General features: G+C 62.2%; 16 protein-coding genes. 5 read left to right on the forward strand and 11 right to left on the reverse strand.

Annotation, left to right across the window (positions count from 1 at the left end):
• Positions 1–8 precede the first annotated feature (8 nt).
• The 3 genes from ACSQ9A_RS37420 (at position 9) to ACSQ9A_RS37430 (ending at position 1,808) form a co-directional block, all read left to right on the forward strand.
• A complete protein-coding gene (locus tag ACSQ9A_RS37420; protein WP_436307809.1) occupies positions 9–437 on the forward strand; it encodes a hypothetical protein in 429 nt (142 codons plus the stop codon).
• A 67-nt stretch (positions 438–504) separates the two neighbouring features.
• On the forward strand, positions 505–1,107 hold the full coding sequence (locus tag ACSQ9A_RS37425) for a hypothetical protein (RefSeq protein WP_436307810.1): 603 nt from the start codon (positions 505–507) through the stop codon (positions 1,105–1,107).
• A 26-nt stretch (positions 1,108–1,133) separates the two neighbouring features.
• A complete protein-coding gene (locus ACSQ9A_RS37430) occupies positions 1,134–1,808 on the forward strand; it encodes a hypothetical protein (protein WP_436307811.1) in 675 nt (224 codons plus the stop codon).
• A 110-nt stretch (positions 1,809–1,918) separates the two neighbouring features.
• Here ACSQ9A_RS37430 and ACSQ9A_RS37435 read toward each other — a convergent pair whose 3' ends face one another.
• Positions 1,919–3,172, reverse strand: coding sequence for a hypothetical protein (locus ACSQ9A_RS37435; RefSeq protein WP_436307812.1), 1,254 nt, complete (start codon positions 3,170–3,172; stop codon positions 1,919–1,921).
• A gap of 414 nt (positions 3,173–3,586) precedes the next feature.
• Between ACSQ9A_RS37435 and ACSQ9A_RS37440 the strand changes: the two genes are divergently transcribed.
• Together ACSQ9A_RS37440 and ACSQ9A_RS37445 are read left to right on the forward strand one after the other, a co-directional pair.
• Positions 3,587–3,934, forward strand: a complete 348-nt coding sequence (locus tag ACSQ9A_RS37440) for a hypothetical protein (protein ID WP_436307813.1) — start codon at positions 3,587–3,589, stop codon at positions 3,932–3,934.
• A 359-nt stretch (positions 3,935–4,293) separates the two neighbouring features.
• A complete protein-coding gene (locus tag ACSQ9A_RS37445; RefSeq protein WP_436307814.1) occupies positions 4,294–4,689 on the forward strand; it encodes a hypothetical protein in 396 nt (131 codons plus the stop codon).
• 205 nt (positions 4,690–4,894) lie between these two features.
• Here ACSQ9A_RS37445 and ACSQ9A_RS37450 read toward each other — a convergent pair whose 3' ends face one another.
• From ACSQ9A_RS37450 to xseB, 10 genes are all read right to left on the reverse strand, one after another.
• Positions 4,895–5,413: a hypothetical protein gene (locus tag ACSQ9A_RS37450; protein WP_436307815.1), complete on the reverse strand. Its 519-nt coding sequence runs from the start codon at positions 5,411–5,413 to the stop codon at positions 4,895–4,897.
• A gap of 57 nt (positions 5,414–5,470) precedes the next feature.
• A complete protein-coding gene (locus ACSQ9A_RS37455; protein ID WP_436307816.1) occupies positions 5,471–6,367 on the reverse strand; it encodes a hypothetical protein in 897 nt (298 codons plus the stop codon).
• 11 nt (positions 6,368–6,378) lie between these two features.
• Complete coding sequence (locus tag ACSQ9A_RS37460; RefSeq protein ID WP_436307817.1) at positions 6,379–7,257, reverse strand: hypothetical protein; 879 nt, start codon at positions 7,255–7,257, stop codon at positions 6,379–6,381.
• A 12-nt stretch (positions 7,258–7,269) separates the two neighbouring features.
• Positions 7,270–8,016 (reverse strand): hypothetical protein, encoded by a 747-nt coding sequence (locus ACSQ9A_RS37465; RefSeq protein WP_436307818.1) that lies wholly within the window; start codon positions 8,014–8,016, stop codon positions 7,270–7,272.
• Positions 8,013–8,537 carry a hypothetical protein gene (locus ACSQ9A_RS37470; RefSeq protein WP_436307819.1) on the reverse strand — a complete coding sequence of 175 codons (525 nt, stop codon included), beginning with the start codon at positions 8,535–8,537 and terminating at the stop codon, positions 8,013–8,015. Before ACSQ9A_RS37470 ends, ACSQ9A_RS37465 begins: the two co-directional genes overlap by 4 nt.
• 8 nt (positions 8,538–8,545) lie before the next feature.
• The gene (locus ACSQ9A_RS37475; RefSeq protein WP_436307820.1) at positions 8,546–8,872 is read right to left on the reverse strand and encodes a DUF4116 domain-containing protein; all 327 of its coding nucleotides are present in this window, start codon (positions 8,870–8,872) and stop codon (positions 8,546–8,548) included.
• A 113-nt stretch (positions 8,873–8,985) separates the two neighbouring features.
• Complete coding sequence (locus tag ACSQ9A_RS37480; RefSeq protein ID WP_436307821.1) at positions 8,986–9,216, reverse strand: hypothetical protein; 231 nt, start codon at positions 9,214–9,216, stop codon at positions 8,986–8,988.
• A 6-nt stretch (positions 9,217–9,222) separates the two neighbouring features.
• The gene (locus tag ACSQ9A_RS37485) at positions 9,223–10,710 is read right to left on the reverse strand and encodes a methyltransferase (protein WP_436307822.1); all 1,488 of its coding nucleotides are present in this window, start codon (positions 10,708–10,710) and stop codon (positions 9,223–9,225) included.
• A gap of 658 nt (positions 10,711–11,368) precedes the next feature.
• Positions 11,369–12,649, reverse strand: a complete 1,281-nt coding sequence (locus ACSQ9A_RS37490; RefSeq protein WP_436307823.1) for a hypothetical protein — start codon at positions 12,647–12,649, stop codon at positions 11,369–11,371.
• Between the two features lie 523 nt (positions 12,650–13,172).
• Entirely contained in the window at positions 13,173–13,391 is a 219-nt protein-coding gene (gene xseB / locus ACSQ9A_RS37495) for an exodeoxyribonuclease VII small subunit (RefSeq protein WP_436307824.1), read from the reverse strand.
• Between the last annotated feature and the right edge of the window lies 1 nt (position 13,392).

The raw sequence follows: 13,392 nt of genomic DNA on the forward strand, positions 1-13,392 counted from the left end.
AGGCCCTCATGATTCAAGTTTTCCATTGCAAGGTGAACCGCGGCGGTCAGTTGCGCGCGGACGTCGTGGCCATGCATGAGCGCATCGCTTTTCGTGTCGACCACCAGGCGCTGAACGAGATCTTCTGCGAGGAGGCCAAGTGGCGCGAGCTAGGCCTGTCGTTCGAGCTGGTCGCCGAAGTGGAGGGCGAAGATCTGGACCGGGCCTTCTCCGCCACAAATCACATCGACAGCGACTGGTCGACCAACCGGGACGTGAAGGTCATGACAAGGAATCCGCGGCGAAGCACGTCCGTGGGTGACTTGGTCGTGCGCGATGGCGTCACGTACGTCGTTGACAAGTTCGGATTCTCCAAGATCGCACGCCCGGAACCCATTGAGGACATCGCTGCCGAGGCGGTGGTCGAGCAAGAGACGGGCGTCGCGCCGCGCGGGTGAGCATGCGCAGCGATCGGGCGGCGCCTGGAAACTCACCAACGTAGCAGAAGCGACAATCACCTGTTCCATGAGCCACAACCCGCACAAGCGCGACCTCTCGCCCGTCCTCTTTCGTGGGGAGCCGGACAACCGCCTGCGGGAGCGCGGCGATTGGCAACGGCCGTGGTTTTTCACAGAGGCGTATTCGCAGGCGAAGCTGTACGCGGGCAACACAAAGTGGCCCGACCCAAAGGACGAGCCCGTTGCGTGCGTCCTGACCGGGAGTGGGGTGCTGGACCTCACCGAGCCGGACCCGACGAATCCCCAGCACCGCGCAGTCGTTGACCAGCTCAGCAGGGAGTTCGACGACTGGACTTGCCGCCGGAGCGGGGAGCCACGGGACGCCTGGAGCTTCATCGAAGCCGGTGACCTCTACGACTACGAAGGCACGGGCAGCGGTGAACGCTGGCATGTCCTGTTCCGAATTGCACTTGAGCATGCCGACGCTGTCCGCGTGCTCGACCTGACGGACGGAACGAACGGACAGCCGGTCCCGGTCTGGGTCGTTCGCAATGACCTACAGAATGCCGTTTCTGAAAACATGACCATGCACCTCGAATTGCAGGAGCTTCGCGCGATCGTCGATGATCGGAAGATCGTGCCCATAGGACGGCGAACAGTTCCGCGTTAACCGATGTTCCGCAAGGCCCCCCTCTCATGTCCTGGTCGAAAACCCGATACCTGAATCTTGAAGATCTCCAAGCTAAAGGGGCCGGTGCCAACATCGTCGTCAAGCTCATGTTGGCATCCAACGACCTGTCCGTAGTGAATCAGGCATTGGGCGACTGGAAGCTCGCAAGGGGCAACAAGGACCGGTCCATCCGCCCGGGCGGAGGCATGTACTTTGTGCGGGTTCAGGTCGCTCATCTGTACGAGGCCTTTCATATTCTGAATGACCTGCAGAATGACCGCGATTTGATGGCTGTAGTCAAGGCCTGCGATAAGCAAACTCAAGAGAGCTTCAGTAAGTTGCAGACCTACATGCATGGCGGTGCAAACCATGCGGAGTTCAGAGACATCGTCGAGAAGCTACGCCACAACCTTACGTTTCACTATCAGTCCGACAAGATGATCGCAAGAGCGATTGCGGACAGAGCAGCTCGAGCAGAGGCCCGCATCTCATCCATCCAACGCGGCAGTGATACGCGCCAGTGGCACTTTCAAGTTGCTGATGACATTGTCGACAGCGTCGTAGTGAGACAGCTGTGGGGGGTGCCTCAAGGTACGGATGTGCGGGCCGGTACCGACGCCGTCGCCGATCGCATCCACACGATCTTCTTGACGTTCATGGACTTCGCTGGAGAGTTCATCTGGCGATACTGCCAGCGCTAGCATAGCCGCGGCACGTCCATCTGGAGCTACGGACGCCTCTGCCCGGCGTTGAAACTGGGCAGAAAAGTCTGACACCTCAGTTGCCAGAGAAGCGGCAATCGGCGAATCGGCTAGCCAGCATCTTCGTCTGGAACTTCGGGGCCGATCTGCATCCATGACCCTCGAGTTCGACTGACCGATCGCTTGATGATCATGGTCTCCAAGGCCTCGCCGGACGAGAGACCGACTGTAGGCCTGCTCGGCGCCGATTCCCAGCGCTTCATGTCTTCCAGTAGCGCCTTGTGTACGTCCTTGTTGATCTCAGCCGGATCAACAGTCGCCGTTGGTTTCAGCAGGTTCGGCGTGTGCCTTTCGAAAAGCCCACGGATGAGCCCTTGCGATTCAACTGGCAGACGATTCGCGAACTCGTAGATCCCCTGCCGCCTCACCTCTTCTGGCAGGCCGCTGAAGTGAGCATTCAATGCGCCGAGATCGGCCTTCAAGTCGGGGCCCCAAACGAACTCTTGGTCGGTACGCATGAACAACGGAGCGCACTGCCGGTGCAGTTTGTCGCTTGATGTGAAGAGGGTGCAAAACGGGAGGTAGAAGAGGTAGGCCATGTCAACCTTGTGACTTGGCCGAGTGCTTGCCACCAGATTGGCACCCAGGGCGGCACGAAAGAACAACTCCACACGCAGTACGTGCGCCGCATATGGGGCCAGAAACCGCAGCGGCGGTTTCCCCTTGCGCTTCCAGCGTTCCTTGATATGCGATCGAAAGTGCGATGGCACTTCCAGGACCTCAAGCGTGCCGTCGAAGCGCGAAGACGTCTTTGTGAGACCGGCGACGACCTCGTCAGCTAACTTCAGAGCCGCATCTAGCGTCTTGCAGGTTTTTGAGCTGATTCCGATCTGTTTCATAGCGCGCTCGATGGACCCCAGGTCAATGCTCTCTACCTGGTGACGCCACTCGTGGGCATGAAACCTCTCTACGTCGTAGAAGTTTCCCTGCTGCCATCTGTGAAACGCCCTGGCTTCGGGCGAGACCTCTGCAATAGCACCTTCCTTACCATCACGCACGACAGTGCGCATGCCCGCCATTGGAATCTGCCCGGTCATCGGCACGTGGTTACCGAGCAGGTCCTGAATGCAGAGTTCGTTGTGGAAGTAGCAAGGTCCCCCATGTAGCTGCGGCGTTTTGGCGGCAATGATGCCGACCTCGTCCTCGACGGTCTTGCCGTCCCTGGGCGTCTTCCACAGGTCTGCCAAGGTTTCTATGAGGAATAGCGGCGAGATGACGGGATAAAAGAAGTTGTCGAACCAGACCGCCTCGTCAGTGCTGAGAGATTGCAGGAACGACTTGTCAAAGAGAGTAATCGGGCCCACGAGGGGGGTACTCCTGTGAACTGAGGCCAATAGCGGTCATGCTCAAATGTACTTGGCTGAACTGAGATGGATTCGCCGTCAAAGTGCGCCAGCCCGGATGCCCACGTCCGCTCGCGAGCCAGTGTGAGTCGACCTGGAGCGCAAGCGCAATGTTTGTGGTGTGAACGCTGCCTTGCGCGCCGTTGTCGGGCTGGCAGAGATGGGATATCGCCTGGGGCGATGTGCCAACTCTGCGCGCCAAGGCAGACCGAGAAACTTGCGCGGCGTCCAGTGCCCAGTTCAGGCGCCCAGCGAATGTGGACAAGTCGTGGTCCCTTGAGCTTTCGTCGGCCGGATGGTTCGTGATCATGGCACGCATCCTACCGATTGGCGGTCTCGCTCAGTAAGGCCAAAGTACCCGCGCACCGCTGAGATGTGACGGAAACCTGCTTTAGTTCAACCTATCGCAATCTGGGGTCGATCCGTAGACTGGTGCGCATGCAATCCGAAACTATCAATCGCTTCTTCCTCGCCGCCATCCTGATGGCCAGCGTGATCGCCACCGGCTGTGGTGAATCCGACGAGGCCAAAAGCTGGCGCGAGCTGAAGGAGCAGCAGGCTGCCACGGCCAAGGCGAAGGCCGCCGAGGTGCCCGCTTACCAGGAACCCGAATGCATCCGGCAACAGAATGCACGCCTCAAGGGCGAGATCAGCTGGGCCCAGATGACGGAGCGGTGCAGCAAAGCGTTCGGCGGGCCCATCAGTGCCCCGGGCGGATCCTGATCGATGAGCGCCGGCGACAGAACTGCAACAGCGCGGGCGAAAGGCGCACCGACGCCCACGATGCGCCTGGTTGACTCGACGTTGCTCGACCGAGCTGGAACGACACCGTTTCGGCGGCAGGATCTTCAGGAAAGGGAAGGCGGCCAAATGCCTTCGTTAACTACCAGCGGCGTCGCAGCCTGGGGGCGGCAGTACCTTGACCGGAAAGACGCCGGATGTCGGGCGGCAACCGGTGCCTTTCCACGGGACGACGGAGTCGGGATCCCCCTACGCGTCGGGGAACGAAGCCTCAATTTTTTGCTGCCGTTGCCGATAGACGTACTGATCGTCTCTCGAAACTTTGAACAAAGGAACTTGTAATGTTGCGTTCTCTACAAATTGCCTTCTTGGGGCTGACGATTGGAGTTTGCGCCACCCTGATCGGACGAGGGAGCGAAGTGGTAAACATGCCTGCTTGGGCATGGAGCGTCTGGCTAGGTTGCCTTGTTGCAACGGCTATCTTTGCGCTGGTTCTGAAGCAGCCACTCCTGCTCGCTGGACACTTCGTGGGACTGCCCATGTTCCTCTTCGTCGGGTTCTTCGACCTTAGCCAGGACGCCGAGGTGGCGCTACCGCACCTCCTTCAGGCAGTCATGGCCCTTCAACGGCCGATGGGATGGATCGCTTTGGTCGCACTCCCTTTGCTTGGCTTCGCGATGGCATTCAGCCTGTACTTGGTCGAACGGGACAAAAGAACGGCGGTGGGTGCCTTTTGACGTTGAATCAGATGCCTGCGCTGAACACCACGGAGTTAGAACGGCGGGCCGCCGAGATCGGGTGTCTCTGCGTGCCAGGAGGCAAGATCAACAAGGCGACTGCGCTGGCGGATGACGGCGAGGCGATCGCGTTCTACGAGGAGCACTGCCGGTGCAGCCGGACCTATGTGCACCTGGCGGTGCCAGCACGCGCAGTGCCTGAGCGTTAACCCCTGGGGGCGTCGAGCTCCGGAGCCTCCGGAAGGCCGGGATCGATGTCCGCATCCTCTGGCGCGAGGTCGACGATGGCCTGGTTGGGCCTGTACCGTTCTGGCAGGTCGCGCAGCACTATAGCGGCCAGCAGACGTGGCCCCAGCGCTTCGATGGCGTCGTCGTAGCGGCGATGCGCCTGTCCCCAGATTTGTCGCCGAGCCAGGTCGGGGTCGTTGCAGAGTGCCTCGACTTTGGCCAATGCCTTGGCGGCAGCGATCAAGGTTTCCTTCGCGCTGAGCACGGCGGTCGGGTCCTCGCCGCTGCGACGCACGAGGTCGCGCTCCGCGATGGCGGCGACGTTGCGCGGCCCGATTTCGAACAGGTCCCAGGTGTAGCGCGAGTAGGTGGTGGTTAACGCCCGTCCTTGCTGCTCTTCCTCGAGATCGCCCAGGTCGAGTACATCCGCGTACGCGATGGCGCCTTCGATCAGCCGTAGCTTGACCTTCCGCCAGTAGGTGGGGGTTTGGCTCATGTGTTTGTTGGCTAGCCTCGGGGCGCTTCGGTCGGGGTGTCGTCTTCGGGATCGAGGTCAGAAGGCCCGTGGCGCCGCCGGCGCTTCGGGCTCGACCGGCGCTTCCGCTTGGACGCGCGCCAGGGCCTCGCGCTCGATCGCGATGACCTCGTTTATCGTCTCGCTGAAGGCGAGGTTGTAGTCGCATGCGTTCGGGTCGCGTGCGTTCTGGCCGCCGTTGGCTTCGTCGGCAATGAGGGCGTTCCGGGCGCCTAGCTTCGTGGCAATCCCTGTCGTGCGGGCGAGGACCCAGTCCGCTGCGCCGGCTCCGGGTCGTGCCTTGAGCAGCAGCTCGTCGCCCGCGATCTCGCGCGCAAGCGCCGTGGCGAGTCGTGCGATGCGGTCGCGGCTCTCCGCGTCGAGGTTGAGGCCCGTGAGGTCCACTGCAACGCGGGTAACCGCGCTGCTATCAGCCGCGTTCTGGTTCGGCGCGAAGGTGGCGATGCTCATGCACTCGCGAGTGGCGAGATCGGCAATGGTGTCGCCCGTCGAGCCAGGCGGAAAGTCGATGTATCGCAGTTGCTCTTCGATCGCACACCGGGCGCGGCGTACCCGGAACTCGCCGAGCTGGTCGGAAGGGCCGGCCACTACCTCGAACTCGCGGGAATCTTCGTTGCTCGTGCTCTCGTTCACGAGGGTGGCCACGAAGGGATGCGCCGCCAGTTCGCCAATGGCGTTGACAAGTGGCTCGAACATATCTTCCGCGAAGCCGTGGGGGCACTCGCAGGTGATCTGAAGGATGAAGCACTCCGTCGACGGGTCATAGGCGACCCCGGTCTCATAGAGGTCGGAATCGTCTAGAAGAAGCTCGAGGCCTCGCCAGTCCAGAAAGCGCCTGCAGGCGCTGGCCACCTCGTCCGGCGTCGTGCCCGGGCGAAGGATCGCGTCGATTCGTGAGTACGCTCTGAAACCCATGGGTGTACTCTTCAGCCCCGGGGGGCGCTTGCATGTTCGGTAGCGACTTCGAGTTCCGAGCCGGTTTCTGCACGTGCATCGGCTCGTGCAAGGGCCTCTCGGTGAATTCCCATGATCTGTGCGGTGGCGATGTCGAGAAGCGCGCTGTAGTCGGATCCGTTCGGCGCCCTGGCCGGCTCCGCGTTCAGGCGCTTGTCGTAGGCGATCAGCGCGCCCAGCGTCTTTCCGACTCCATCGAGGGCACGCTCGGCAGCGCCATAGCCGGGCCGCGGGTGAAGGATGAGAGATTCGCCGGCGATTTCGCGCGCCAGGAGCACCGAGAGCCTTGCGATGCGCGCTCGCCGGGCCTCGTCCAGGTCCAAGCCCTCGAGGTCAACTGAGACGCGTGAGACCGCATCCTTGTGGTCTCCTCGATTGGGGAACATCGCGATGGTCATGCAGCTGCGCGTCGCAAGGTCCTCCAACGGCCAGCCCCTGGCGCTGAGCGGGAGCACGATGTCATTGATCTGCAGCTCATCGCGTGCCTGACGGGACTTGAACTCGGGGATGAGGTGCGCGGGACCTGTGAGGCGTGTGTAGTAGCGCTCGTCCGCATCACCGGTGTCCTGGTCTTCGAGCGTGGCTTCGAAGGGTTCGACAGCGAGCGCTCCGATTGCATCGACGACTGGGATGAAAACGTTCGTCTGAAAGCCGTCGCTCACGCGATCGTCCACGCTGACAATCAACACACCGCTGTCAAGCGCGACCATCTTCGATGCGGTCGGATCTTCTCGCGTGCGCAGCACGGTCTCCGAATGGTCCAGGAGTGGCTTGAGCGCTTCCTCGACCGCTTGGCGCATGACGCCGTCGCGAATCACTGCTTCAAAGGATATTCGTGCGTCGTAGCTCATGTACTTGCTTTCTCAGCCCCGCGGGGCGCCTAGTCGTTGAGTGGAGAGTTCGTTCTCGGTCGCTGCTTCCTCCATGAAGCACATGTGCCGAGCTCGTTCGATGATTTGGTCGGCCCAGTCGGTGTCGGCGTCGAGTTGCTCCCTGGCGCACCCGTTGCCGAGCGCCTCCTGCACCAGCTGATCACGCGTAACGACGCGGCCGCCGGCGAAGGTCGACTCGCCTTGCCAGGCGTAGGTCTTGCCGTCCGCGCGTACGTAGGCGTGAAGGAAGTCGTCGCGCAGCACGATCTCGCCGCCCAGGGCCGAGCGCAGGGCCAACGCCATGCCCCAGCAGCCGCCTTCCTCGAAGTACCAGCCGGCTTGGGACTGGTCGGCGGCCGCCTGCATATTGGCAGCAAAGCTCGCCAGCGGGACCGCGTGATCCAGTACTGTGATCTGGTGGGGGGAGGTCGCTACCCAGACGCGTTCCTTTGGAAGGTAGATGCCGTCAAAGCCGCGCGCTGCGATCGCGGCCACCGACTGGTCGATCTGGTCCCTGTAGGGGACGTCCGCGCCATAGGTGATTGCCGTCCATGGGTTGCGAATATCCAGTCTCGCTGCGATGACCCGCGGCGCCGCATCCCGGCGGATGCGTTGGTAGGCGGCCGCCGCGTTGAAGCGCTCGGCGAAGAAGATTCCACGCTCGTTCGGAGCAAAGGCGTCGAAGGTGGCGCCGGTGCCGTGGTAGACGATCGGTGGAGGGCAGGACGCCGTAGTCATCGGGGCGCGTCCCCGAGGGCTGGTTCTTCTTCACAAGCCGACATGCCATCCTCGGCTGCCTCGCCGTCGTGGGGGGCGAGTGGAGCGGCGTCCGGATGGGCGGCATTCAGCGCGAAGACTGCGCGCGCAACAGGATTCGGCCCGTCCGTCTTGGCCGCCGGATCCGCGCAGGCGAGTTGGGCCATCACCTCGGTCGCGAGCAGGCCGACCTCGAGGTTGAACTGCTGCGCAGTGCCTTCGATTGCGATGTGCGCGTTTCCCACTTTCATCCTGCGAGCGTTCTGGATGGCTAGCGCCGCCTTGTCGGAAAGGATGGCCTGCATGATTTCCTCGATCGATTGGGTCACGCGGCCGAGGAAGATGTTGTCTTCGCCACTGAACCTGCGGTGGAACGCTTTCGAAGCCGCACGAAGGGATTTGCCCTTGAACAGATCCCGTGTCACGTACTCGATTGCGGTCGCCGAAAGAGGCGCCTTGTCGGTGGATGAGGTTGGTGCGGTGGCAGCGATGAGGGTGGGCATCGTGGTTCTCAAGGGCGGTAGTTCGAGGCGTTCGCGGCATCGGCAAACGGGTGGGTGGCAAGCACGCCTTCATCGACCAGGCTGGAGGCGACCCGATCGCGCATTTCCTCGTCCACGATGTGGTGGAAGGCGCCGAGCCACTGCCGGCACGCGGCCGCGCAGATCTCGTCCGTCTGCTCGAGCACGTACTGAAGCGCATCACCGTCTTGCTCTACGGCGGCCAGGACGACGGCGGCGCTCGGCTCTGGAATCAACTGCAGCGCGCGCCCGGCGTTCTTGACGGCGGCGAGGAGAAGCTCCTCGGTCCAATCGCGCTTGTTGATCTTGCGCAGCAAGAAGCCGTCGTGCCTGAGCGTGGCATGCAGGCGCTCGATGTAGGCGTTGTTAGTTCGAACAGAGTCGGTCAAGGGAAGCCTCGTCATCGTTTGATTGGGATCGGTGGGTGCGTCTAGCCACGTAGGCGCGCTTCCTGGGCATCTGATGCGTCCGCTTCGACACGGGCAAAACTGGGAACGCGAACAAGCAGCGCTTCGCCGTCGGTGGTGCATGTGACGTCCAGCCCGAGGGGATTGAGCGTCGTGTCAGGCGGGACGAGACGCGCGAGCGCCGCGATCAACAGGTCACGGGCAACGAGGTTCGGCAGCTGCACGGCGCCGGCGGATGAGACTTCGACCGCCATACTCGCTCAGCCGCGCGGTGCGTCAGCCAGGTCCTGCTCGTCTTCCTCGTCCAGCTGAACGATGTTGTTCCAGGGAAAGTTGCGTGCTTCCATCTTGAGGATTACCGTAGCTACCTCGGTCCCGGATTCACGGAAGGTGCCGGCTGGAATGCTCTCCACAACAGCTTGGCTGGCCTCAGCGAAGTCGCGAAACTTCGTCGCGACTGCCGTGGCGCGCGACTGGTAGCTCGGACTCATGATTGCGATCAGCACGCCGTCTGGCTTCAAAAATTGAGCCGCGTGTTCGACGTGCTTCGCGTCCTGGAGATTTCCGAAGGGCGGGTTCATCACGACCGCGTCGTAGATCGGCGAGGGTTCGATGGCCAGGAAATCGCCGTGGAGGACGTCCGTCAGGCCAGCAGCCTTCAGCGTGGCCACGTTCCGCTCCAAGAATTCGCAGGCCGTCACGTTCTGGGCGCCTACGATTGCAGCGGCACGCAGCGCCAAACTTCCGTTGCCCGCGCTGGGCTCAAGCACCTTCATGCCGGGCACAAGGCCGGCCATGGCGATCGCGCGGTCCGCCAGACCTGCAGGGGTCGGGAAGAAGCCGAAGTCCTTCGCTGTCAGATATTCGCCCGACGCAATGGCCGCGGCCATGGCCTCATCGGCGGGTCCTTCGAACACGTGCGCTTGCGTCTTGCCGCCCTTCCACTGTCCAGAGAGATCCTTCAGAACGGCGTTGACGCGCTTGTAGAGCTTCGGATCCAACCGTTCGGGTCCGAGATAGAACTTGTTGTCTTCCGTGCGGCCGGCTCGCAAGGCTGCCAGAACGTCGTCATCGATGCGGCGACTGCGGGCGGCCGCGGCTTCCGGCATTGCCGCGCCCCTCAAGGTAGGCCGCGCCGTGAGTGCCTCGTCGCCGTCCCTGCGGCTTTCCGACGTGTTCCTGGTCAGATCCGCCGTGCTGGTCAGGGGCCCTGTCACTTCAGCCGGCCGGTGGTTGGAGGGAAGTGCCTCCGAGATCTGCCCCAGAAGCTCGTCTCTTCGTGCGCTGCCCTTTGCGAGTCGAGCAGGGAGGCCTGCCTGGGAGTCACCCGGTTCGCCGGCTATGCGTGGGAGCGGAAGCCGACCCTCGTAGCGCGCTCGCAGGGTTTCGACCTGTGCGTCCGACACGCCGCCGAGCAGGCGCTGCCCGAGGATGGTCTGGTACTTGAGGTACAGATCGTGCTGGCCGTCTACCCGTTCGACCAGCTGCAGGTAGTAGTACCGGTCCGCCTGGTCGTTCGCTCCCACCGGGTAGATCACCTTGGCGCCAAGCATGGCCATCAGCGCTTCGGACGCGTCGATGGCGTTGAAGGCGCCGCCGTGTCGCCAGGCGCCATTGGCCGGGAGACTGAGCCACATCTGGGTCCGCGACGGTTTGTCCGACTTGGAGAGGCAAACACGGTCCAGGAGTGCCGCCACCTGTGCATCGGAGAGCATCGGATGACGTGCAAAGAAGTCGGTAGAAATCATGTCCGCAATAGTAGACCGACACAAACAAATCGAAATATTTGTTTTGCTAGCCCACCCGGCGCGCCTCGCGGAGCACGTGACGACTACATTTGCCGGCGGCGACAACGCCAACCACAAGGGCAGCCGGGCGCCCTCGCAGGACGTAGCAGCAACAACGGCTGCCCCCAGCACAACGATGATCCTCAGCGAGCGCTGGCGCGTCGCGTTTCGGCGCTCTTCATCCCGTTTGGCTGCGGAGAGGCCGATCGCATTCTGAAAGTCGCCAACAAGACCTGCTCGACCGCGGTCGGTGACAGGGATGCGACGGCTGGGTGCGGGTCAACGGGGCCGAAGGCCTCTGCATCCTGATCGATGAGTATCAAAGCAGGGGAGGAACGCGCTTTCGATCTGCTGGGTGACGTGCCCTGTCGATGCGAGCGATGGCGAGATCGAGGGCGCGGTGGCGCGCTTCGCACAGATGGCGGATGAGTGTGTGGGGACACCTACGCCATGCGATTGACGCCCCCGAGGGGGTGATAGGCCACAGGAGAGCCCGTCTGGTAGGTGTCGCGGTTGGGCGTCTGTTGGGCGGCGAGGGTGTGGCTGTGCTTCATGCCTCGATAGGGGCCTGCTGAACGTCCGAATTCGCAGGCTCCGTCCATGTGCTTCCACCCTCCGGCTACACCAGGTTGTCCAACGCTTCCTCTGCAGCTTCTAGCTCTTCGTCCCTATAGCTAGCGGAAACGTACATCAAATCGACAGCGCGTAATTGTTGGCTTCGTGCTCGCAAGGCCTGTTGCAAGCCCACCCAGGCGTCAGAGGCGGCCCGATGTTCGTCGGTCTCCATATTGAATTGGCCGGGTGATACGCACTTCGCCGCTACCTCAGTCTCAATTTCTTCCCGCGGTCTTTCACCGGCCCTGAGCGAAATGCACGGACTGCTCAGCCAGCTCACGGAGATATACAGGCCCGGTCGACCGGCTGCTCTCAAATCTTCGGAGCGCCCGTAAACGCAAGCCAGAAGGTGGGCTGGACTTTCGTAGAACAGGACCTCGGGCGTGTCGTGTTCCGTGTCGGCCACCTCACTCATGGTCACTTGGACAAACGCATGCGCGTTGAATCGTGCGACGAGGCTGTTCCAGGAGCCTGCGTGCAGCAACTTGGCCAAGGTCTCTTGGCACCAGGAAAGCTTTGGCGGTTCTTGCATCTTGTGGGCCAGCTCTGATTGCAGCAGCTTCGCCAAGCTTTGAGGGGTGGGCCACATGGGTTGCAGATTCTGCTCAGTCGGGTCCGGGTCTTCTATCAAGTCGATCACCGAAAGGTCATTCCGCTCTTCGCGGCCCTTGAGCTCGGGCCATTTGTCCCGGTTGCCGTGAGTGAACGAAATCGGTTTAAGCCACTCTCCGGCACGGGGGGTGCCGACTGGGATTACATGAATCTTCGACCACGACCAATCGAAGTCGTTGTAGGGCTCGACCGTCCAGGCAGGCAACTCCATCAGCCGGCGCACGAGCGTGCGCTCGTCCGAGATCTTGATCGGGGCCAGCAGGGTCTGCATTCGCTTGAGCAGGTCCGCCCGCGGTTGCACGAACTCGAGGGGCGCGATGCGGGCGTAGAGCTCGCCTTCGCAATACATCTCCAGGGGTTGCGTGTCCGTCTCCAGGTCGTCCAGCTCATGGCCTTCTTCTTGCGCGTGGGCCATCACTCCGGCTACAGCTTCAGCCCGCGACCTGGCCACAGACACAATTTCTCCGGTCTGTGCGGTTTCTCGCTCCCACCAGATGACATGCCAGTCCGCCGGGTCGTCAAAGATCTTCAGGAGGTCGTCAGACCATAGATGGCCGGTCAAATCCAGGGCCTCATCGGCGGTCAACGGAATGCCCTCGCGGGCAACGGCCGCAGCCAAGTCTTCCACGAAGGCGATGAGCCTTGCGTTCAGGGGAATGTATGCAAATGACATGTGGATTGCTCCAGGCAGAGGCGTTCGCATGCGTGGAAGGGGTGCGCGTTACCTCACCGGCGAACAGTCTTGCTTGGAACCAAGGCCAATGGACTGAGCAGCTCCATTTTCACCATCGCGGAAGTTCCGCGGCGCACGGCTGGCATGGAGTGCCATGCTGACAATGATAGCTGGCGCCTTGCAGATTTCAATTCATGTCGGATGCCAGAGCGGCATCTTGCTGGCGATGCGCTTCACTCATTGCGCGAAGGCCTCCGCCGTCATAGTGTTCTTCGAAATGTTGCAATTGCGGCAGCAGGTGACAAGGTTACCGGCTGCGTAGCCTTAGTCGTTCTGCGGCCCGTCGATGCCGTTCCGTAGGAACGGGCCCAGTGCAGTCTTTTTGAGCGCGGCCAGCTGCTCGCGCGTGAGGTCCCAAGCGTGGCAGGGAGCGTGAGCGTCAGTGGCGTCGCTGAACGTCAGGTTTTGGCGAATTCGGCGATTGGCCGTACTGCCCGCCCCGCTGCCGGGGCGGTCCCACGCTTCAACCTGCCGTGCCCGCGCCGTCGACCCCGGCGCCGTCCAAGGCCTTCTTCAGAGCTTCCTCCACTGCATCGATTCGCTTCTTGCACACCTGGTAGGCCGCTACGGACTCCGTGACGATCTTGAGCAGATCGTCGATGTTGGGCTCTTGCTGTTCGCGAAGGGTCTCAGCGTGTTGCTGGAGCACGCCGTAGGCTTCGCGAAAGGTCTGTTGTTCCATG

The sequence above is a fragment of the Variovorax sp. LjRoot290 genome (assembly GCF_964253985.1).
In the GTDB taxonomy this organism is placed as follows: Bacteria; Pseudomonadota; Gammaproteobacteria; order Burkholderiales; family Burkholderiaceae_C; genus Variovorax.